The following is a 21,464-nucleotide window of genomic DNA, read 5'->3' on the forward strand; positions in this document are numbered from 1 at the left end:
TACGGCGTGTAACGTACGGCGTGTAACGTACGGCTTATAATGTAAACGCACGTACGGATCGCCACCTCGCGACGCCGGCCCTCGGGCCGGCGTCGTCGTGTCCGGGGCATGAGTCGAGGAGAGTGAGCTACCAGCTGTAGAGCAGCGAGGCGCTGGTGGTGTGGTCGGTGCGTGCCTCGGCGCCTTCCGGGGGCTGGGAGTTGCGCTTGATCTCGTGGGAGAGGCGCAACGCCAGGCGTGAGTTGAGCCGCGCGGTCAGCGAGGAGAGCGAGCGCGAGGTGGTGTTGTCGTCGGTGGCCTCCACCGAGAGTTCCTGGTTGAGGGTGGTGGTCTCGGTGGCCTCGAGGTGCCAGTCCAGGGCTCCGTAGGCCACGGCGAGGGAGGCGTCGGGCTCTGTATCGATACGGTCGTGGCGATAACCCGGCCCGGCCTCCAGCGAGAGCCGATGGCGCTCGCTGCTGATCAGCTCGCGGCCGTAGCCGGCGATGGCGGCCAGCTGCTGATCATAGCCGCTGAAGCGATCCTTCTCCCAGCGGGCGAAGCCGAACAGGTAGTGGGGACCCTCGAGGTCGTAGCGTTCGCGCCCGGTCAGGCGATACTGCTCGGCGCTGGTCTCGTCGTTTCGGGAGACATGGCGCACCTCGCCGCGCAGCAGATGGGTCCAGCGATCGCGCAGCCAGGTCAGTTGGCTCTTGCCGATCAGCGTCTGGCTGTCCGTGTTGCCGGAGAGGTGGGTATAGCCAAGCTCGGCTTCACCGCTGAAGCCGTGGGACGTCTCGTCGATGGGCGGCGGGGCGTAGAAGGGACTGGCGAGGGTGGCGCCGCTGGCGGCGAGGCCCAGCACCAGGATCATCAGGCGGTTGGCAAGGTGTGGCATGGGCATCCCCATATGGCCGGTGAGTGAATCCCAGCGGGCGTGAGGTCGGGGTGCATGAGAGAGAGGGGCGGCATCCGTGCCGCCCCGGCAGGGAACGCTAGAAGATCGCCTCGTAGGAGCCCGTGCCCTGTGAGCCGCTGTGCTGCTCCACCTCGCTCTCGACGCGGCGGGGCTGGAAACTGGGCAGGTGGTCCGGATGGAAGAGCTCGCTGATGCCGCCGCCGTGGCCGTCGGGCAGCAGGCGGCCACTGTCGGGGTCGACCCGGGCGGTGACCAGGCTGGCGGGCCGCTCATGCTTCGCCTCGGGGCGGCCCTCGAGGGCGTCGCCCATGAAGTCGATCCAGATCGGCAGGGCGGCGTTGGCGCCATACTCGGCGGTGGTCTCGTTGTTGTCCTTGCCCACCCACACGGTGGCCACCAGTTCGGCGTTGTAGCCGGCGAACCAGGCGTCGCGCTGGTTGTTGGTGGTGCCGGTCTTGCCGACGATATCGTCACGGCCCAGCGACAGGGCGGCGCGGCCGGTGCCGCTGTCGATCACGTCACGCAGCATGTCGGTCAGGATATAGGCCGATACTGGATCCACGACCTGGGGTGCCAACGGATGGCGGCGACCGTCGATCTCGACCTCGGTCTGGCCGTCGCGGCAGTCGCGGCACACCACTGCAGGGGTGGCCTCCTCGATCAGCGTCTCGTCGTCACCGCGGGTGATGCGCTCGATGAACCAGGGGGCAACCTGATAGCCACCGTTGGCCAGCACTGCATAGGCGTTGGTCATCTCAAGCGGAGTCAGGTCGGCACTGCCCAGCGCTAGCGACAGCCCGCGGGGCAGGCGTGAGCTGGCGAAGCCGAAGCCCTCCAGGAAGTCGATGGTGGCATCGAGCCCCACCTCCTGCAGCACGCGGATGGTGACCAGGTTTCGCGAGCGGGCCAGCGCCACCCGCAGGCGGGTCGGGCCCAGGAAGTCGCCGCTGGCGTTGACCGGACGCCACAGTTCGCTGCTGCCGTCCTGGATCACCACGGGGGCGTCGTTGACCACGCTGGCGGCGGTCATCAGGCCGCTTTCCAGCGCCGCCAGGTAGACGAACGGCTTGAAGATCGACCCCGACTGGCGCTGGGCCTGAACGGCGCGGTTGAACTTGCTGGCCTGGAAGCTGAAGCCGCCCTGCAGCGCCAGTATGGCGCCGGTGTCGGGGTGCATCACCACCAGAGAGCCCTCGGCATCGGGGCGCTGGGCCAGGCGCAGGCTGCCGTCCTCGCGCTCCATCACGCGGATCAGGTCGCCGCGGGTGGCGATTTCGGCGGCGGAGCCGGGCTCGGGGCCGCGGGCTCGCGGGCTGCGATAGGCTCGCGCCCAGGAGAGGCCATCCCAGGCGATGGTGCGCAGTTCGCCGCCGCGGGTCAGTACCCGCATGTCGCGGCCGCTGCTCTCCACCACGATGGCGGCCTGCAGCGGGCCGAAGCCCGGCGTGCGCTCCAGCACCTGCACCCAGTTGCTGACGTCGCCCTCGATGCCCTCGATCTCGGTCTGGCTGCGCTCGGCGGCGCGCTGGGCGGTCTCCAGGATCTCGGGGGATTCGTCGAGCTCCTCCTCCAGGCCGCGGCGATCGGTGAGCGCCTGGGCCTCCACCAGGCTGGAGGGGAGATCACGTTCCTCGGCCCCGCGCCACCCGTGACGGGTGTCATAGGCGATCAGGCCGTCGGCCAGGGCGCGGCGGGCGAAGGGCTGCAGGTCGCTATCCAGGGTGGTGTGGATGCGGTAGCCACCGGTGTAGGCCGCCTCGCCGAAGCGCTCCACGGCGAACTGGCGAGCCATCTCGGCGACGTAATCGGCGTCCACCTCGGTCTGGGCGATATAGCGGCGGGCGGTGATCGGTGCCTGGACCGCCTCGTCGTAGGCGGCCTGGTCGATGTGGCCCAGCTGGCGCATGCGATAGAGGATCCAGTTGCGGCGGATCAGGGAGCGCTCCGGGTTGGCCAGCGGGTTGAAGGCCGACGGTGCCTTGGGCAGGCCGGCGATCATCGCCTTCTCGGCCAGGGTCAGCTCGGCCAGCGGTCGATTGTAGTAGGTCTCGGCGGCGGCGGCGATGCCATAGGCGCGGTTGCCGAGGAAGATCTTGTTGACGTAGAGCTCGAGGATCTCCTCCTTGGTGAGCACCTGCTCCATCTGCAGGGCCAGCAGGATCTCGCGGATCTTGCGGGTGAAGGTGCGGTCCAGGGTCAGCAGGTAGTTGCGCGCTACCTGCATGGTGACGGTGGAGCCGCCCGACTGGATCTCGCCGCCGCTGGAGGCCAGCTCCATGGCGGCCCGGGCCAGGCCCCTGGGGTCGACGCCACGGTGCTCGAAAAAGTTGGCATCCTCCGCGGAAAGCAGCGCCTGGATGAAGTCCTCGGGAATCTCCTCGAACTCCACCGGCATGCGGCGCTCCTCGCCGAACTCGCCCATCAGCTTCCCGTCGCGGGTGAAGATACGCAGCGGGGAGTGGAGCTCGAAGTCCTGGAGCTGGCGCACGTCGGGTAGCCCGGGGGCGAAATAGAGTGCGGCGCCGACCACGCCCAGGGTCACGGCCGCGGTGAGCGATACCAGCAGCCAGGCCAGGGAAAAGAGCAGGGTTCTGAAAAACGTCATGAAAAGGCGATATCCATGCAGGGAACTGGGGCGTTGCGGTAGCGATGTGTCGCGGCGACCAGGACGCTATTATAGGAATCCAGGCGCAGGGTCACCAGCGTTGAGGGTGCAGGTTTGCGGTTAGCCGTGTGAGGATCGGCAATATCATGTAACCTCAGCTTACAAGGGCTAGGCCCTGTGGCTCAGCCGCCTCCTGCCGCGAGGGGTGAGCGATATAACAAGTGGCATTCCACATGGATCAGCAGGGGCAAGACGGAGATGCGATTCAGGGCATCCAGCAAGGGACTGATCGGTGTCGATATCACCTCGGCAACCGTCAAACTCGTGGAACTCCGGCGTGCTGGCGCCAGCTACCAGGTCGAAAGCTACGCGGTGCGGCCGCTGCGTGAAGGCGCCGTGGTCGAGCGACGCATCCAGGACATGGGGGAGGTGGTCGATGCCCTCTCCCGGGCGGTACAGCAGGCGAAGCCGCACTCCCGCCGCGCCGTGGTCGCGGTGCCCGCCAGCGCGGCGATCACCAAGACGTTGACATTGCCTGCCTCGCTCAGCGACGACGAGATCGAGGCGCGCATCCAGCTTGATTCCGACAAGCACATCCCGTTTCCGTTCAACGAGGTCGCCTTCGATTTCCAGCGGCTGGGCCTCAACGCCCGCTATGCCGACCAGCAGGACGTGCTGCTGGTGGCCTGTCGCCAGCAGGATGTCAGCCAGCTCACCGATGCCCTGCTCCAGGGGGGGCTGACCCCCGAGGCGGTGGATGTCGAGACCTTCGCCATGGAGCGCGCCTTCACCGAGGTGCGCCATCAGCTTCCCCAACTGGCCGGCGAAGAGGACTGCGTGGCTCTGGTGGATATCGGCGCCACCATGAATACCTTCCACGTGCTGCGCGAGGGCCGGGTGGTCTACAGTCGCGATACCGTCTTCGGCGGCCGCCAGCTCACCGACGAGATCCGCAACCGCTATGGCCTGAGCCTCGACGAGGCGGGCCTGGCCAAGAAGCGTGGTGGTCTGCCTGAGGACTATCAGCGCAGCGTGCTCGATCCCTTCCTGGATACCCTGGTGCAGCAGGTCGGGCGCTCCCTGCAGCTCTACTACACCGCGGGCCGCAAGCAGGAGGTACGGCGCATGGTGCTGGCTGGCGGCACCAGCATGCTGCCGGGCCTGGCCGAACGGCTTGCCCAGGAGAGTGGCATGGAGGTCTCCATCGCCAATCCGCTGGCGCGGATGAAGGTCAACGGCCGCATCGACGTCCAGACACTCTCCGGTGATGCCCCGGCGCTGCTGACCGCCTGCGGCCTGGCAATGAGGTCCCGCCCATGACGATCGAGATCAACCTGCTGCCCTGGCGCGAGGAACTCCGCGCCCGTCGCAGCAAGCGCTTCTTCGTGACCCTGGGGCTGGCCGCGATGCTCGGCCTCGGAGGAGGCTACGGCCTGACCTGGCACTACGAGCAGGAGGCCCAGGCCCAGCAGCAGCGCAACGCCCATATTCAGGCCCAGAGCCGCCAGCTCGATTCGGCGATCCGCGAGATCAGCGAACTCGAGGCGATCCGCGAGCAGATGCTCGAGCAGGTGCGGGTGTTCACCGAGCTGCAGATGGGGCGCACCCAGACCGTCCATGTGCTCGGCGACCTGACCACCAGCCTGGTGGACGGTGTCCACTACACCCAGATCACCCGCCAGGGTGACAGCCTGCGCCTGGCCGGCCTGGCCGAGAACAACCGCCAGGTCTCCGACCAGTTGCGGGCCCTGGCCGCCGCGGGCGCCTTCACGGTGCCGGTGCTCTCGGAGGTGGAGGCCGAGGGCGGCGGCGAGCGGCGTCGTTTCAGCCTGAGCATGAGCCAACGGCTCCCCGTGGCGGTGGAGGAGAGTGAGGAGAGTCAGGCGTTGGTGGAGGAGGGGTCATGAGTCTCAAGGGAGAGATGCGTCGCCTGCGCGAGCTGGACTGGCGCGAACTGGATATCAAGGAGGCCGGCGTCTGGCCCTGGTCGCTGCAGCTGCTCTGCTGCCTGCTGGTGCTGGGCGTGACCTTCTTCGGCTTGCACTGGTACCTGGCATCGCCCGCCAAGGAGGAGCTGGACCGCGTGCGTGGCCAGGAGGCGCAGCTGGTCCGAGACTACCGCAGCAAGGCGGCCCAGGCGGCCAACCTGGAGGCGATGCGCGAGCAGATGGGCATCCTCGAGGCGCGCATGACCGAGCTGCGCGAGATGCTGCCCACCGGTGCCGAGGTGCCGTCCCTGATCGACAACATCAGCGAGACCGCCATCGACAACCAGCTGGCCATCGACTCCATTCGCCTGCGCAGCCCGGTCACCCGCGAGCACTACATCGAGCAGCCCTTCGATATCCAGGTGCAGGGCGACTACCACCGCATCGCCACCTTCCTGGCCGGCGTGGCGGGCCTGCCGCGTATCGTCACCCTGCACGACATGACCCTGTCGCCGGAGGGCGGCAGCGGCCAGCGCCTGAGCCTGTCGATGCTGGCGCGGACCTACAGTTACCGCCAGGGTGAGGAGGACGCGCCATGAACCCTGTCAACCGTCTCTCCGCGGCACTGGCCGCCGCCCTGCTGCTGGGCCTGGCCGGATGTGCCGATCCGCAGCTGGGGGCGCTCGACCGCCAGCTGGCCGAGATCCGCAGCAACCCAGGCGCGACCCCGCGGGTGGAGCTGCCCGATATCCCCGACTACGAGGCACTGCCCTACGACGAGGCCGATCGGCGCAGTCCGTTCATCGCCAGGCTGCCCGAAACGGAGCAGCCGCCGCGCGGTTCCGAGGAGCTGGCGCCGGACCTGACTCGGCCGCGTGAGCCGCTGGAGGCCTACGGCCTCGGTCAGCTCGACCTGGTCGGCACCCTGACCCACGGCGGGCAGCCCTCGGCGCTGGTCCGGGCGCCGAGCGGCACGGTGCACCGGCTGCGCGTGGGCAATCATATGGGCAGCGATTTCGGCCGCATCGTCAGCATCACCTCCGCCTCGGTGCAGCTGATCGAGGTGGTGCCCACCGGGCGCGGTGGCTGGATCGAACGCACGACGCAGCTGACACTCAACGACTAGATCCTGGCAACTAGATTCTGACAAATAACCAGGCAAGCGATTCGCCGCCCACTGGCTGGGTATGGGCGACAAGCGGGGGAAGGGAACAATGCTACCGATCATGAAGCGTGGATTCGCGACACTCTTGCTGCTGGCGCTCTCCGCCGGCGCCCTGGCGGCCTCGTCCCTGGAGGGGCTCGACTTCCGGCAGGGCAGCGGGGGGGAGCTGGAGGTCGACCTCCAGTTCACCGGCCCGGTGCCCGAGGTGCGCGGCTACCGCCTGGACGACCCGGCACGGCTCACCATCGACCTGATGGAGACCGCCAACCGCCTCGACCAGCGCAGCTACGCCCTGGGCATCGGCGGCGTGCAGCGTGTCACGGCCCTCGAGGCCGGTTCCCGTACCCGTCTGGTGTTCGACCTCGAGGGGCCGCTGCCCTACAACACCCGTGAGCAGGGCAACCGCCTGCGCCTGGCCATCGGTGGTGGTGCGGCCGATACCGGCGTGGCGCAGGCGTCCACTCCGGCACCGACCGCCAGCGAGCCGGCCCCCAGCCGGACCGTGGCCAGCGGCCCCAGTGTCCAGGATATCGACTTCCGCCGCGGCGAGGGCGGCGCCGGGCGACTGGTCGTCACCTTCGATCGCGCCGGCGTGGACGCCCGGGTGCGCGAGAGCGGGCGAAACCGCATCACCGCCGACCTGCGCGGCGTGGAGCTGCCCGCCTCCCTGGATCAGGTCTATGACGTCAGCGACTTCGGCACCCCGCTGCGCCGCGTTACCCCGCGGGTCGGCCGCGACGGCGTGACCCTCGATATCGAAGGCGCCGGCGAGTACGCCATGGTCTCCACCCAGAGCGGCCGCCAGCTCACCATCGAGGCCCAGCCGGTGACCCAGCAGGAGCGCGACCAGCGTGTCCGCGAGCAATTCCCCTTCACCGGCGAGCGCATCACCCTCAATTTCCAGGACATCGAGGTGCGCTCGGTGCTGGCGATCATCGCCGACTTCACCGGGCTCAACCTGGTGGCCAGCGACAGCGTCCAGGGGCGGGTGACCCTCAACCTGGAAGACGTGCCCTGGGATCAGGCGCTGGACCTGGTGCTCAAGAGCCACGGCCTGGCCAGCCGTCAGGAGGGCAACGTCATCGTGGTGGCCCCCGCCAGCGAACTGGCCAACATCGAGCGCCAGGAGCTCGAGGCCCGCGAGCAGATGGAGGTGCTGGCGCCGCTCACCACCGAGTACATCCAGGTGCGCTATGCGCGCGCCGCGGACCTGGCGGCGCTGCTGCGCGGCGGCCAGGGGTTCGGGCTGCTTTCCGAGCGTGGCCGGGTGGCCATCGATCCGCGCACCAACACCCTGCTGATCCAGGACACCGCCGACCAGATCGACGAGATCATGCGTACCCTGGATCGCCTCGACGTGGCGGTGCGCCAGGTGCAGATCGAGGCGCGCATCGTGATCGCCAGCGACAGCGCCACCCGCGAGCTGGGGGTCAACTGGGGTGTTTCCTCTCCGGACCGTCGTGCGGGTGGTCGCCTGGATCTCGGCGGCGCCTCGGATGGCACTCCCATCTCGGGCCTCGGTGGCCTGGCGGTGGACTTCGGCTCCACCGACCGCGGCGTGGGCGGCATGACCAGCTTCGCCTTCGGCTACCTCTCCGGTGACGTGCTTCTCGACCTGGAGCTGCGCGCCATGGAGAGCGAGGGGCGCAGCTATACCATCTCCCAGCCGCGGGTGATCACCGCCAACCAGCGCACCGCGGTGATCAAGCAGGGCCAGGAGCGGGCCTTCCGCGAGTCGGCGGCCAGCGGGGCGGCGGCGGTGGACTTCAAGGAGGCGGTGCTGTCGCTGGAGGTGACGCCCCAGATCACCCCGGACAACCGCATCATCATGGACGTGGCCATCACCAACGACACCTTCGGCGAGTTCCAGCCCGGCGAGGAGCCGCCGATCAACAAGAACGAGATCGAGACCCAGGTGCTGGTGGACAACGGCGAGACCGTGGTGCTGGGCGGCATCCTGCAGACCGAGGAGCTGCGCAACCTGGTGAAGACCCCCTTCCTGGGCGACCTGCCAGTGCTCGGCCATCTCTTCCGCTATACCCAACAGAGCAACGAGAAGGTAGAGTTGCTGGTATTCATTACCCCTCGGATACTGGACGACGGCGTGGCCCTTCGCTGATGCAGGCACTACCCAACCTGATACTGATCGGCCCCATGGGGGCCGGCAAGAGCACCATCGGCCGCCTCCTGGCGGCCGAACTTTCTCGCGACTTCTTCGACAGCGACCACGAGATCCAGGCGCGCTGCGGTGCCGACATCCCCTGGATCTTCGACGTCGAGGGCGAGGCGGGCTTCCGCGAGCGTGAGACCCAGATGATCGACGAGCTGACACAGCTCGAGGGCGTTGTGATCGCCACCGGCGGCGGCGCCGTGCTGCGCGAGGAGAACCGTCGCATGCTGCGCGAGCGCGGCACCGTCATCTACCTCTACACCACCGTCGAGCAGCAGCTCAGGCGCACCGCCAAGGACCGCAACCGGCCGCTCTTGCAGCGGCCGGACAAGGAGGCGGTGCTGCGGGAGATGTTCGGCGTGCGCGACCCTCTCTATCGGGCCACCGCCGACGTCACCGTGCGCACCGACCGCCGCGGCCCCCGGGCCGTGGTCAACGATATCGTCAGGCGCGTCACCCGGCTGGTCGACCCCCTGCAATGCAAGGCATGAGGCCCATGAGCGAGACTCTGACAGGCCCGCGCACCCTCGAGGTGGCGCTGGGCGAACGCAGCTACCCCATCCATATCGGCCCCGGCCTGCTAGGTGAGCCGGAGGCGCTCTCACCCTGGCTGGCCGGCCGACAGGTGATGATCGTCACCAACGAGGTGGTGGCGCCGCTCTACCTGGAGCGCTGCCGGGCCTCGCTGCCGGCAGGCGTCGAGGTGCGCGAGCTGGTGCTGCCCGATGGCGAGGCCACCAAGACCCTGGCCAGCGTGTCACGCATCTGGGACGCCCTGCTGGAGGCGGGCTTCAACCGCCGCTGCACCCTGATCGCCCTGGGCGGTGGGGTGATCGGCGACATGGTGGGCTATGCGGCCGCCTGCTATCAGCGCGGCGTGGCCTTCATCCAGGTTCCGACGACCCTGCTCTCCCAGGTGGACTCCTCGGTGGGCGGCAAGACCGGGGTCAACCATCCGCTGGGCAAGAACATGATCGGCGCCTTCTGGCAGCCCCGAGCGGTGCTGATCGACACCGATACCCTGGCCACCCTGCCGCCCCGAGAGCTCTCCGCGGGGCTCGCCGAGGTGATCAAGTACGGGCTGATCCGCGACCCCGATTTCCTCGGCTGGCTGGAGGGGGCGATGGCGGACCTGCGCGCCCTGGAGCCGTCGGCCCTGACCCGTGCCATCGGGCGTAGCTGTGCGCTGAAGGCCCAGATCGTCGCCGAGGACGAGACCGAGCAGGGCGTGCGGGCCCTGCTCAATCTGGGCCACACCTTCGGCCACGCCATCGAGTCGCACCAGGGCTACGGAGTCTGGTTACACGGCGAGGCGGTGGGCGCCGGCATGCTGATGGCCGCCGAGCTCTCGGCCCGGCTGGGCTGGCTGTCCGAGGCCGAGGTGGGTCGAGTGCGCGCTATCCTCGCGGCGGCGGCGCTGCCCCTGGCCGCGCCGGCCGACATGTCGGTGGAGGATTTCCTGGCCCGCATGCGGCTGGACAAGAAGAACATCGACAGTCGCCTGCGCCTGATCCTGCTGCGCGCCCTGGGGGATGCCTGCCTCACCGACGAGACCCCGCCAGAGCTGCTGGAGGCGCTGATCGAGGCATTCCCCCGCGATTGACCACCTCCCCTCTGCCGCTATCCGGCTACCTCGGCCGACCTCGACGCCCGCACCCTGTGCGGGCGTCTTCGCTGGAGGATGGTGTAGGCGCTTGTCTGCGGGAAGGTGCGCGTCGATAATCAGCATGCCTTATGCGCTATCAGCATGGGAATGTCTCGAAGAGTGCGACCAAAGTCTAATGCCTCTTCCGGATCGTTGAAATTACGTCTATGCTGGTTGCAAGTTGTTGAGTTGCGTACTTTTTTTGGCTGGCATGATTTTTCAAGTCGCGGATTTTCAGGAGTTTTTTGATCGGTGGTGTGGTCGAGGCGTTGCGCGTTTCCGGGGTGAATGACTATGCTGGTCGGCCATTTGTCGCGCAGCCCTGGCGTCCACCGAGGCGCATCGTGAAAAAATAAAAAACCGTAAATATACCATGAAGCGGCTGCAGAAAAAATACCCTAACTTCGAGGCGCGCCAATGAACAGAGGTCTCCATCAGCCCGGCGAGTTCCGCGACAACTGCGGGTTCGGCCTGATCGCCCACATGGAAGGTCGGGCCAGCCACCAGCTGCTCAAGACCGCCATCGAGTCGCTGACCTGCATGACCCACCGCGGCGGCATCGCCGCCGACGGCAAGACCGGCGACGGCTGCGGCCTGCTGCTCAAGATGCCCGAGGCCTTCATGCGTGAAGTGGCCGAAGAGGCGCTGGGCCTGTCTCTGGGTGAGCGTTTCGCAGTGGGGGCGGTCTTCCTGCCCGACGACGACGCTCGTGCCGAGGCGGCCTGCGACACCCTCGAGGGCGAGCTGCGTGCCCGCGGCCTGGTGATCCGCGGCTGGCGAGAGGTGCCGGTGGACCCCAGCGTCTGCGGACCCATGGCCCTCGAGTGCCTGCCACGGATCCGTCACCTGTTCGTCGAGCCGGGCAAGAACGGCAGTGTCGAGACCTTCGAGGTCGACCTCTTCATGGGTCGTCGCCTGGCCGAGCAGGCGCTGCGCGACGAGGAGGACTTCTACGTCTGCTCCCTCTCCGCGGAGGTGGTCTCCTACAAGGGCCTGGTGATGCCGGTGGACCTGCCGGCGTTCTACCGCGACCTGGGCGACGAGCGCCTGGAGACCGCCATCTGCGTGTTCCACCAGCGCTTCTCCACCAATACCGCGCCGCGCTGGCCGCTGGCCCAGCCCTTCCGGCTACTGGCCCACAACGGCGAGATCAACACCATCGAGGCCAACCGCGGCTGGGCCAACTCGCGCAAGGAAAACTTCACCTGCGAGCGCCTGCCCGAGATTGCCGAGCTCGACGAGATCGTCAACACCGTCGGCTCCGACTCCTCGAGCATGGACAACATGCTCGAAGTGCTGCTGACCGGTGGCATGGAACTGCACCGTGCCGTGCGCCTGATGGTGCCGCCGGCCTGGCAGAACGTGGAGCTGATGGATAGCGATCTGCGCGCCTTCTACGAGTACAACTCGATGCACATGGAGCCCTGGGACGGCCCCGCCGGGGTGGTGATGACCGACGGCCGCCAGGCGCTGTGCATGCTTGACCGCAACGGCCTGCGTCCGGCCCGCTGGGTGATCACCAAGAACGGCTTCATTACCCTGGCCTCGGAGATCGGCACCTACGACTACAAGCCCGAGGATGTGGTGGCCAAGGGGCGCGTGGGTCCCGGCCAGATACTCGCCGTGGATACCGAGACCGGCGAGGTCCTGCACACCGGCGACATCGACGAGCGCCTCAAGTCGGCCTATCCCTACAAGCGCTGGCTGAAGCAGGAGGCCCACTACCTGGAGTCGGCGCTCACGGAGCTTGCCAGCTTCCACAACATGGATACTGACGCCCTGAATGTCGCTCAGAAGATGTTCCAGGTGAGCTTCGAGGAGCGCGACCAGTTGCTGCGCCCGCTGGCCGAGAGCGGTCAGGAGGCGGTGGGCTCCATGGGTGACGACACGCCCATGGCGGTGCTCTCCGGCAAGCAGCGCCTGCTGACCGACTACTTCCGCCAGAAGTTTGCCCAGGTCACCAACCCGGCCATCGATCCGCTGCGCGAGGCGATCGTGATGTCGCTGGAGACCTGTATCGGCGCCGAGCGCAACGTCTTCAAGGCGACCCCCGAGCATGCCCACCGCATCATCCTGACCACGCCTGTGCTCTCGCCGCGCAAGTACACCGCCCTGGTGGAGCAGGAGGACCCGGCCTTCGCCAGCGAACGACTGAGCCTGGGCTATGACCCGGAGCAGATGGGCCTGAAGGCGGCGATCCAGGCGCTGTGTCGCCGAGCCGAGGAGGCGGTGAAGGCGGGCAAGGTGATCCTGGCGCTCTCCGATGCCAATCTGGCCAGGGGCGAGCTCCCGATCCATGCGGCGCTTGCCGTGGGGGCCGTGCATCACCACCTGGGTCGGCTGGCGCTGCGCCCGCGGGCCAACATCGTGGTGGAGACCGGCTATGCCCGCGACGCCCACCAGATGGCGGTACTGTTCGGAGTGGGGGCCACTGCGGTCTTCCCATGGCTCGCCTACCAGGTGATGGCCGACATGCAACGCACCGGCGAGCTCACCGGCAACCCCGCGGATGCCCGCGAGAACTATCGCAAGGGCCTGCAGAAGGGGCTCTACAAGATCCTCTCCAAGATGGGCATCTCGACCCTGGCCTCCTACCGTGGCTCCCAGCTGTTCGAGGCGGTGGGCCTGGCCGACGAGGTGATGGAGCTGTGCTTCACCGGCATGGCCTCGCGCATCCAGGGCACCGGCTTTGCCGAGCTGCAGCTGCAGCAGGAGTGGCTGGGGCGCGAGGCCTGGACGCCGCGCAAGGGCATCTCCCAGGGTGGCCTGGTCAAGTACGTGCACGGCCACGAGTACCACGCTTATAACCCCGATGTGGTCATGGCGCTGCAGGCGGCGGTGCAGGAGGGCGATTACGCCAAGTGGAAAACGTTTGCCGCACTGGTCAACGAGCGGGCGCCGGCCACCATCCGCGACCTGCTCAAGCTGAAGCCGGCTCCCGAGCCACTGCCCATCGAGGAGGTCGAGGCGGTCGAGGACCTGATTCCGCGCTTCGACAGCGCCGGCATGTCGCTGGGGGCGCTGTCGCCGGAGGCCCACGAGGCCCTGGCCCAGGCCATGAACGAGGCGGGGGGGCGTTCCAACTCCGGCGAGGGCGGCGAGGATCCGGCCCGCTACGGCACCATCCGCTCTTCCAAGATCAAGCAGATCGCCTCCGGCCGCTTCGGCGTCACCCCGGCCTACCTGGTCAACGCCGAGGTGCTGCAGATCAAGGTCGCCCAGGGCGCCAAGCCCGGTGAAGGCGGCCAGCTGCCCGGCGGCAAGGTCAATGAGCTGATCGCCCGGCTGCGCTACGCCGTGCCCGGCGTGACACTGATCTCGCCGCCGCCGCATCACGACATCTATTCCATCGAGGACCTGGCCCAGCTGATCTTCGACCTCAAGCAGGTCAACCCGGACGCCCAGGTGTCGGTGAAGCTGGTCTCCGAGCCCGGTATCGGCACCATCGCCACCGGCGTGGCCAAGGCCTACGCCGACCTGATCACCGTCTCCGGCTACGACGGCGGCACCGCGGCCAGCCCCATCACTTCCATCAAGCACGCCGGCTCTCCCTGGGAGCTGGGGTTGCCCGAGGTGCACCAGGCGCTGCGCATCAACGGCCTGCGAGACAAGATTCGCCTGCAGACCGACGGCGGCCTGAAGACCGGCCTGGATGTGGTCAAGGCGGCAATTCTCGGGGCCGAGAGCTTCGGCTTTGGCACCGCCCCCATGGTGGCGCTGGGCTGCAAGTACCTGCGCATCTGCCACCTCAACAACTGCGCCACCGGGGTGGCCACCCAGGACGACTACCTGCGCGGCGAGCACTTCCGCGGCACCGTGGACATGGTCAAGCACTACTTCCGCTTCATCGCCGAGGAGGTGCGCGAGCTGATGGCCATGCTGGGGGTGCGCCGGCTCACCGACCTGATCGGCCGCACCGACCTGCTCGAGGTGCTCGAGGGCGTGACCGCCTCCCAGCGCCGGCTCGACCTGACCCCGCTCCTCGGCAACGACTTCGTGCCCGCGGACGCGCCCCAGTTCTGCCAGGTGAGCCGTAACGTGCCCCACGATCCGGGTGCCAAGAACCAGGAGGTGCTGGCCGCCCTCAGGGACGCCATCGAGGCGAAGTCCGGCGGTGAGGTTGCCTTCACCATTACCAACTGCGACCGCAGCGTGGGCGCGCTGTCCTCGGGTGCCATCGCCAAGCGCTACGGCGAGGAGGGGCTCGAGGATGCTCCGGTGACCGCGCGCTTTACCGGCGTGGCCGGCCAGAGCTTCGGCGTCTGGAACGCCCGCGGGCTCCACCTCTACCTGGAGGGCGACGCCAACGATTACGTCGGCAAGGGCATGAACGGCGGCAAGGTGGTGATCACACCACCCAGGGCCAGCCGCTTCGCCAGCCACGAGACCGCCATCGTCGGCAACACCTGCCTGTATGGCGCCACCGGCGGCAAGCTGTTCGCTGCTGGCACCGCCGGCGAACGTTTCGGCGTGCGTAACTCCGGGGCGCATGCGGTGATCGAAGGGGCCGGAGACCACTGCTGCGAATACATGACCGGCGGCATGGTCTGCGTGCTCGGCGAGACCGGCGTCAACTTCGGTGCGGGCATGACCGGCGGCTTCGCCTACGTGCTCGACGAGGACCGCTCCTTCGTCGACAAGTACAACCACGAGATGGTGGAGATCCACCGCGTGAACACGGAGACCATGGAAGCCTATCGGCGCCACCTGCGCGAGGTCATCGAGGAGTTCGTCGCCGAGACCGACTCTCCGCGTGGCCACGCGATTCTCGAGGACTTCAGCGACTTCACCCGCCACTTCTGGCTGGTGAAGCCCAAGGCGGCAAGCCTGAACAGCCTGTTGGCCCAGTCAAGGCGACAGCCGGAATAGAGAGGCGGCGTCAGCCGGAGTAACGACAGCTGAGCTTCGCCCCGGCGGATTCCAGGCCAGAGCCGGGGCGGCCAACAGACTTCCAGGAGAATCATCATGGCAAACCGTCTGAGCAATGACTTCCAGTTCATCGACGTGGGTCGCCAGGACCCCCAGAAGAAGGACGCCCGCGCCCGCTCGCGGGAGTTCGCCGAGATCTACGAGCCCTACAAGCCCCAGGAGGCGGCCAGCCAGGCTCATCGCTGCCTGCACTGCGGCAACCCCTACTGCGAGTGGAAGTGCCCGGTCCACAACTACATCCCCAACTGGCTGCAACTGGTCAGCGAGGGCAACCTCCTCGAGGCCGCCGAGCTCTCCCACAAGACCAACTCGCTGCCCGAGGTGTGTGGCCGGGTCTGCCCCCAGGACCGCCTCTGTGAGGGTGACTGCACCCTCAACGATGGCTTCGGCGCCGTCACCATCGGCTCGGTGGAGAAGTACATCACCGATACCGCCTTCGCGATGGGCTGGCGCCCGGATATGTCGAACGTCACCTGGACCGACCGCAAGGTGGCGATCATCGGTGCCGGCCCCGCGGGGCTGGGTTGCGCCGATATCCTGGTGCGCAACGGCGTCAAGCCGGTGGTGTTCGACCGCTATCCGGAGATCGGCGGCCTGCTGACCTTCGGCATCCCCGAGTTCAAGCTCGAGAAGAGCGTGATGGAGCGCCGTCGCGCGGTCTTCGAGGAGATGGGCATCGAGTTTCGCCTCAACACCGAGGTGGGTCGCGACGTGACCATCGAGCAGCTGCTCGAGGAGTACGACGCGGTATTCATGGGCATGGGCACCTACAAGTACATGGAGGGCGGCTTCCCGGGAGAGAACCTGTCCGGGGTGCACAAGGCCCTCGACTACCTGATCGCCAACGTCAACCACTGCCTGGGTTTCGAGAAGGACCCCACCGACTACATCTCCTTCAAGGGCCAGCGCGTGGTGGTGCTGGGCGGCGGTGACACCGCCATGGATTGCAACCGCACCGCTATCCGCCAGGGCGCCATGAGTGTGTCCTGTGCCTACCGCCGCGACGAGGAGAACATGCCGGGCTCGCGCAGGGAGGTGGCCAACGCCCGCGAGGAGGGCGTGGAGTTCCTGTTCAACCGCCAGCCGGTGGCGGTGGTGGGCGAGGGCAAGGTGGAGGGGGTGAAGGTGGTGCGCACCCGCCTGGGCGAGCCCGACGACAACGGCCGTCGCCGCCCCGAGGTGGTGCCGGGCTCCGAGGAGGTGATCCCCGCCGACGCCGTGGTCATTGCCTTCGGCTTCCAGCCTGACCCGCCCGCCTGGTTCGCCGACCACGGCATCGACCTGGACGAGCGCGACCGGGTCAAGGCGCCGGAGCAGGGTCAGTTCCGCTTCCAGACCAGCCACGAGAAGGTCTTCGCCGGCGGCGACATGGTGCGCGGCTCCGATCTGGTGGTCACCGCCATCCACGAGGGCCGCCAGGCCGCCGAGGGCATCCTGGATTACCTGGGGGTGTAAGCGCCGCGTCGCAAACTCGCGAGAATCTCAGTTGCGGTTGATAACTTACTGTGGGAGCTGGGCTTTGCCCGGCGAATGGAGACCGAAGGGCTCCTCGGCGGTATGCGCTAACGCAACAACACTGCAGGGGCGCCTGCGGCGCCATTCGTCGAAGCGTCGAACCGCCGGCGGAGCCGATCTCCCACCAGTAACCTTAAGCCTCGTGAAGGCTTCATGCGGCACCATCCGCTCGGCGCCGAAATTGAGCCATTGGTCGTGTTCTGCTAGTCTGTCGTCCCATCCTGGCGCGGCTTCCTGCCGAGCCTCATGATCACGTTTCGACAGGTTCTCCATGACACGATATATCTTCGTGACCGGCGGCGTTGTGTCCTCTCTCGGCAAGGGCATCGCGTCTGCTTCGCTGGCGGCGATACTCGAGGCGCGCGGCCTCAAGGTCACCATGCTCAAGCTCGACCCGTACATCAACGTGGACCCGGGCACCATGAGTCCCTTCCAGCACGGCGAGGTGTTCGTCACCGAAGATGGCGCAGAGACCGACCTCGACCTGGGCCACTACGAGCGCTTCATTCGCACCAAGATGACCCAGGCCAACAACTTCACCACCGGGCGGGTCTACGAGCACGTGCTGCGCAAGGAGCGGCGCGGCGACTACCTTGGCGGCACCGTGCAGGTGATTCCGCACATCACCGACGAGATCAAGCGCCGGGTCTACGAGGGCGGCGAGGGCTTCGACGTGGCCCTGGTGGAGATCGGCGGCACCGTGGGTGACATCGAATCGCTGCCCTTCCTGGAGTCGATCCGCCAGATCCGCAGCGAGTTGGGTGCCAGCCGGGCGCTCTTCATGCACCTGACGCTGGTGCCTTACATCAAGACCGCCGGCGAGACCAAGACCAAGCCGACCCAGCACAGCGTGAAGGAGCTGCGCTCCATTGGTATCCAGCCGGATATCCTGATCTGCCGCAGCGAGGTGGAGCTCGAGGAGACCGAGCGTCGCAAGATCGCCCTGTTCACCAACGTGGAAGAGCGGGCGGTCATCCCGCTGCAGGACGCCGACACCATCTACCGCATTCCGCTGATGCTCCACGAGTACGGCCTGGACGAGATCGTCTGCGAGAAGCTGCGCCTCACGGCCGACGAGGCCGACCTCAACGATTGGGTGCATGTGCTTGACGCCAAGCTCAACCCGCTCAAGTCGATCAACATCGCCATGGTCGGCAAGTACATGGAGCTGCTCGACGCCTACAAGTCGCTCAACGAGGCGCTGATCCACGCCGGTATCCAGACCCGGGTGAAGGTCAACGTCGACTACATCGACTCCGAGGACATCGAGCGCCACGGCACCGATCGCCTGGCCGGCAAGGATGCCATCCTGGTGCCCGGCGGCTTCGGTGAGCGCGGCGTGGAGGGCAAGATCGCCACCGCCCGCTATGCTCGCGAGAACGGCATTCCCTACCTCGGCATCTGTCTCGGCATGCAGGTGGCGGTGATCGAGTTTGCCCGCAACGTGGCCGGCTGGGAAGACGCCGACTCCACCGAGTTCACCCACGATACCCAGCACCCGGTGGTGGGGTTGATCACCGAGTGGATCACCCCCGAGGGCAAGATCGAACTGCGCGATGCGGCCTCCGACCTGGGCGGCACCATGCGCCTGGGCGGCCAGGTGTGCCGCTTGAAGGCCGGCAGCAAGGCCCGCCAGGCCTATGGCAGCGATGAGGTCGTCGAGCGCCACCGCCACCGCTTTGAGGTCAACAACCAGTTCGTCGAGGAACTCGAGCAGGCGGGCCTGGTGGTCTCCGGCAAGAGCGTCGACAACTCCCTGGTGGAGATGATCGAGCTGCCCGACCACCCCTGGTACGTGGCCTGCCAGTTCCACCCGGAGTTCACCTCCACTCCCCGCGACGGTCATCCGCTGTTCACCGGCTTCGTCAACGCGGCGCTGGAGCACAAGGCGGCGCGCACCCGCGCCCAGTCCTCCCACCAGGAGTGAGCCGGATGAGCGCACCCGAACGTCATGTGTCCATTGCCGGCCTCGAGGCCGGCAATTCGTTGCCGCTGATGCTGTTCGGCGGCATGAACGTGCTGGAGTCCCGGGAGATGGCCCTCGAGGTCGCCGAGGCCTACGTCGAGGTGACCGGCCGCCTCGGCATGCCCTATGTCTTCAAGGCGAGCTTCGACAAGGCCAACCGTAGCTCCATCCACTCGTTCCGCGGCCCGGGGCTGGAGAAGGGGCTCGAGATCCTGGCCGAGGTGAAGTCACGCTTCGGGGTGCCGATCATCACCGACGTCCACGAGCCCTGGCAGGCCGCCCCGGTAGCCGAGGTGGCCGATGTGATCCAGCTGCCGGCCTTCCTGGCCCGCCAGACCGACCTGGTCGTCGCCATGGCCCGCACCGGTGCGGTGATCAACATCAAGAAGCCGCAGTTCCTCGCCCCCCACGAGATGCGCCACATCATCCGCAAGTGCGAGGAGGCCGGCAACGACCGGCTGATCCTCTGCGAGCGCGGCTCGAGCTTCGGCTACAACAACCTGGTGGTGGACATGCTCGGCTTCGGCGAGATGAAGCAGACCGGCTGCCCGGTGTTCTTTGACGTCACCCACTCGCTGCAGCGCCCCGGCGGGCGCGCCGACAGCGCCGACGGGCGCCGTGCCCAGGTGGCCGAACTGGCCCGGGCCGGTGTGGCCGTGGGGCTGGCGGGCCTCTTCCTGGAGGCGCATCCGGACCCGGACGCGGCATTGTGCGACGGCCCCTGTGCGCTGCCGCTGGACAGACTCGAGCCCTTCCTGGCCCAGCTCAAGGCCATCGACGACATGGTGAAGGGCTTCGCGCCGCTCGACATCCCATAATGCTCCATCGCTGACACAACTGAGGAAGACTCGCATGACCAAGATCGTCGACATTCGCGCCCTCGAGGTGCTCGATTCCCGCGGCAACCCGACCGTGCAGGCCGAGGTGCGCCTGGAGAGCGGTGCGGTGGGTGTGGCCTGCGCGCCCAGCGGCGCCTCCACCGGTTCCCGGGAGGCCCTCGAGTTGCGCGACGGCGACAAGAGTCGCTATCTCGGCAAGGGCGTGCAGAAGGCGGTCGAGGCGGTCAATGGCGCCATTCGCGAGTGCCTGGTCGGCATGGATGCTCGTGACCAGCGCGGCCTGGACGACGCCATGCTGGCGCTGGACGGCACCGACAACAAGGCCAAGCTCGGCGCCAACGCCATCCTGGCGGTCTCCCTGGCGGTCGCCAAGGCCGCGGCCAACGCCAAGGGCATGCCGCTCTACGCCCATATCGCCGAGCTCTACGGCCAGCCGGGCCAGTACAGCATGCCGGTGCCGATGATGAACATCCTCAACGGCGGCGAGCATGCCGACAACAACGTCGACATCCAGGAGTTCATGGTCCAGCCGGTGGGCGCGCCCAACTTCCGCGAAGGCCTGCGCATGGGCGCCGAGATCTTCCACGCGCTGAAGAAGGTGCTCTCCGCCCGCGGCCTCTCCACCTCGGTGGGCGACGAGGGGGGCTTCGCGCCGAACCTCGAGTCCAACGCCGAGGCGCTGGCGGTGATCAAGCAGGCGGTGTCGGACGCCGGCTACCAGCTGGGCAGCGACGTCACCCTGGCGCTGGACTGCGCCTCCTCCGAGTTCTTCAAGGACGGTCAATACGACCTCGCCGGCGAGGGCAAGCAGTATGACGCCCAGGGTTTCGCCGACTACCTGGCCGGCCTGTGCGATGACTACCCCATCGTCTCCATCGAGGACGGCATGGACGAGTCCGACTGGGCCGGCTGGAAGGCGCTGACCGACAAGCTGGGTGACCGCGTGCAGCTGGTGGGCGACGATCTGTTCGTCACCAACACGAAGATCCTCAAGCGCGGCATCGACGAGCAGATCGGCAACTCCATCCTGATCAAGTTCAACCAGATCGGCTCGCTCTCCGAGACCCTGGACGCCATCAGGATGGCTCAGGACGCCGGCTTCACCGCGGTGATCTCGCATCGTTCCGGCGAGACCGAGGATACGACCATTGCCGACCTCGCGGTGGGTACCTCGGCCGGCCAGATCAAGACCGGCTCCCTGTGCCGTTCCGACCGCGTCGCCAAGTACAACCGCCTGCTGGTGATCGAGAACGAGCTTGGCGACCGCGCCCGCTATCCGGGCCTCTCGGCCATCAAGGGTCAGTAAGCTGCTGCTGCAGACTCCGGCAGGACGGCTTGTAGGAAATCGCTGACAATTGCCCGAAGAGATCTTCCCGCAATGCCCCCAAAAACCGACGCCGTCTGGCGTCGGTTTTTTGTAGGTATCTGATAGCCAATATTTTTATGGCTTGTTCTGGTCGGGGGTTGGGCGTCGCCTTGACGTCGCCATGTCGGCGGACGCGCTTGTGTTGCAATGCAGCTCTGCCACAATGGTTCCGGGACAAGGAGGGGCAGCGATGGCCCTCCGGCAGGATGCAACGGGATGCTGAATGATGCGCCAGGTGCGGCAGGAGGCTGCTTCCGGGCAGGGACGTCATCATGGGAAGTGGGCGGAGGGAGCCGCTCAAGGAACGGCTAGGAGCTGGCGGCCTGCGGGCCGCCTTTTTTGCCGGTGTTCTCCAGCATGACGGACAGAAACAGGAACGCCGAATGTCGAGAGACATTCGGCGTTCCTTTTTTTCGTCGTTGATCTTTTTCGTCGTTG

General features: G+C 67.2%; 14 protein-coding genes. 12 read left to right on the forward strand and 2 right to left on the reverse strand.

Going from position 1 to position 21,464, the window contains the following annotated elements; translation table 11 throughout:
- Positions 1-127 precede the first annotated feature (127 nt).
- Together IBX53_RS07830 and IBX53_RS07835 are read right to left on the reverse strand one after the other, a co-directional pair.
- Positions 128-877 (reverse strand): YdiY family protein, encoded by a 750-nt coding sequence (locus tag IBX53_RS07830; RefSeq protein WP_290907567.1) that lies wholly within the window; start codon positions 875-877, stop codon positions 128-130.
- Between the two features lie 97 nt (positions 878-974).
- Entirely contained in the window at positions 975-3,503 is a 2,529-nt protein-coding gene (locus IBX53_RS07835) for a penicillin-binding protein 1A (protein WP_290907572.1), read from the reverse strand.
- A 258-nt stretch (positions 3,504-3,761) separates the two neighbouring features.
- Between IBX53_RS07835 and pilM the strand changes: the two genes are divergently transcribed.
- The 12 genes from pilM to eno all read left to right on the forward strand — a co-directional run bounded on the left by pilM (position 3,762) and on the right by eno (position 20,966).
- Entirely contained in the window at positions 3,762-4,823 is a 1,062-nt protein-coding gene (pilM, locus tag IBX53_RS07840) for a type IV pilus assembly protein PilM (RefSeq protein ID WP_290907576.1), read from the forward strand.
- Complete coding sequence (locus tag IBX53_RS07845) at positions 4,820-5,410, forward strand: PilN domain-containing protein (RefSeq protein ID WP_290907578.1); 591 nt, start codon at positions 4,820-4,822, stop codon at positions 5,408-5,410. Before pilM ends, IBX53_RS07845 begins: the two co-directional genes overlap by 4 nt.
- The gene (locus IBX53_RS07850) at positions 5,407-6,030 is read left to right on the forward strand and encodes a type 4a pilus biogenesis protein PilO (protein WP_290907579.1); all 624 of its coding nucleotides are present in this window, start codon (positions 5,407-5,409) and stop codon (positions 6,028-6,030) included. The genes IBX53_RS07845 and IBX53_RS07850 overlap by 4 nt, the downstream gene beginning before the upstream one ends.
- Positions 6,027-6,557, forward strand: a complete 531-nt coding sequence (locus IBX53_RS07855; protein ID WP_290907581.1) for a pilus assembly protein PilP — start codon at positions 6,027-6,029, stop codon at positions 6,555-6,557. The genes IBX53_RS07850 and IBX53_RS07855 overlap by 4 nt, the downstream gene beginning before the upstream one ends.
- Positions 6,558-6,657: 100 nt before the next feature.
- A complete protein-coding gene (gene pilQ / locus IBX53_RS07860; RefSeq protein ID WP_290907584.1) occupies positions 6,658-8,715 on the forward strand; it encodes a type IV pilus secretin PilQ in 2,058 nt (685 codons plus the stop codon).
- The gene (gene aroK, locus IBX53_RS07865) at positions 8,715-9,257 is read left to right on the forward strand and encodes a shikimate kinase AroK (protein WP_290907586.1); all 543 of its coding nucleotides are present in this window, start codon (positions 8,715-8,717) and stop codon (positions 9,255-9,257) included. The genes pilQ and aroK overlap by 1 nt, the downstream gene beginning before the upstream one ends.
- 5 nt (positions 9,258-9,262) lie before the next feature.
- Complete coding sequence (aroB, locus tag IBX53_RS07870) at positions 9,263-10,369, forward strand: 3-dehydroquinate synthase (protein ID WP_290907589.1); 1,107 nt, start codon at positions 9,263-9,265, stop codon at positions 10,367-10,369.
- Positions 10,370-10,828: 459 nt separating this feature from the next.
- Positions 10,829-15,280, forward strand: a complete 4,452-nt coding sequence (gene gltB / locus IBX53_RS07875; protein ID WP_290907592.1) for a glutamate synthase large subunit — start codon at positions 10,829-10,831, stop codon at positions 15,278-15,280.
- Positions 15,281-15,376: 96 nt separating this feature from the next.
- Positions 15,377-16,795: an FAD-dependent oxidoreductase gene (locus tag IBX53_RS07880; RefSeq protein WP_290907595.1), complete on the forward strand. Its 1,419-nt coding sequence runs from the start codon at positions 15,377-15,379 to the stop codon at positions 16,793-16,795.
- Between the two features lie 331 nt (positions 16,796-17,126).
- The gene (locus IBX53_RS07885; protein WP_290907598.1) at positions 17,127-18,782 is read left to right on the forward strand and encodes a CTP synthase; all 1,656 of its coding nucleotides are present in this window, start codon (positions 17,127-17,129) and stop codon (positions 18,780-18,782) included.
- A 5-nt stretch (positions 18,783-18,787) separates the two neighbouring features.
- Positions 18,788-19,639, forward strand: coding sequence for a 3-deoxy-8-phosphooctulonate synthase (gene kdsA, locus IBX53_RS07890; protein WP_290907602.1), 852 nt, complete (start codon positions 18,788-18,790; stop codon positions 19,637-19,639).
- A 34-nt stretch (positions 19,640-19,673) separates the two neighbouring features.
- Positions 19,674-20,966 carry a phosphopyruvate hydratase gene (eno, locus tag IBX53_RS07895; protein ID WP_290907604.1) on the forward strand — a complete coding sequence of 431 codons (1,293 nt, stop codon included), beginning with the start codon at positions 19,674-19,676 and terminating at the stop codon, positions 20,964-20,966.
- Positions 20,967-21,464: the final 498 nt, after the last annotated feature.

The organism is Halomonas sp., assembly GCF_014859505.1.
In the GTDB taxonomy this organism is placed as follows: domain Bacteria; phylum Pseudomonadota; class Gammaproteobacteria; order Pseudomonadales; family Halomonadaceae; genus Halomonas.

Bases quoted from the DNA above. Each gene is read 5' to 3' on its own strand.
- IBX53_RS07830 (WP_290907567.1), bottom strand. From the start codon at position 877: ATGCCACACCTTGCCAACCGCCTGATGATCCTGGTGCTGGGCCTCGCC.
- IBX53_RS07835 (WP_290907572.1), bottom strand. From the start codon at position 3,503: ATGACGTTTTTCAGAACCCTGCTCTTTTCCCTGGCCTGGCTGCTGGTA.
- pilM (WP_290907576.1), top strand. From the start codon at position 3,762: ATGCGATTCAGGGCATCCAGCAAGGGACTGATCGGTGTCGATATCACC.
- IBX53_RS07845 (WP_290907578.1), top strand. From the start codon at position 4,820: ATGACGATCGAGATCAACCTGCTGCCCTGGCGCGAGGAACTCCGCGCC.
- IBX53_RS07850 (WP_290907579.1), top strand. From the start codon at position 5,407: ATGAGTCTCAAGGGAGAGATGCGTCGCCTGCGCGAGCTGGACTGGCGC.
- IBX53_RS07855 (WP_290907581.1), top strand. From the start codon at position 6,027: ATGAACCCTGTCAACCGTCTCTCCGCGGCACTGGCCGCCGCCCTGCTG.
- pilQ (WP_290907584.1), top strand. From the start codon at position 6,658: ATGAAGCGTGGATTCGCGACACTCTTGCTGCTGGCGCTCTCCGCCGGC.
- aroK (WP_290907586.1), top strand. From the start codon at position 8,715: ATGCAGGCACTACCCAACCTGATACTGATCGGCCCCATGGGGGCCGGC.
- aroB (WP_290907589.1), top strand. From the start codon at position 9,263: ATGAGCGAGACTCTGACAGGCCCGCGCACCCTCGAGGTGGCGCTGGGC.
- gltB (WP_290907592.1), top strand. From the start codon at position 10,829: ATGAACAGAGGTCTCCATCAGCCCGGCGAGTTCCGCGACAACTGCGGG.
- IBX53_RS07880 (WP_290907595.1), top strand. From the start codon at position 15,377: ATGGCAAACCGTCTGAGCAATGACTTCCAGTTCATCGACGTGGGTCGC.
- IBX53_RS07885 (WP_290907598.1), top strand. From the start codon at position 17,127: ATGACACGATATATCTTCGTGACCGGCGGCGTTGTGTCCTCTCTCGGC.
- kdsA (WP_290907602.1), top strand. From the start codon at position 18,788: ATGAGCGCACCCGAACGTCATGTGTCCATTGCCGGCCTCGAGGCCGGC.
- eno (WP_290907604.1), top strand. From the start codon at position 19,674: ATGACCAAGATCGTCGACATTCGCGCCCTCGAGGTGCTCGATTCCCGC.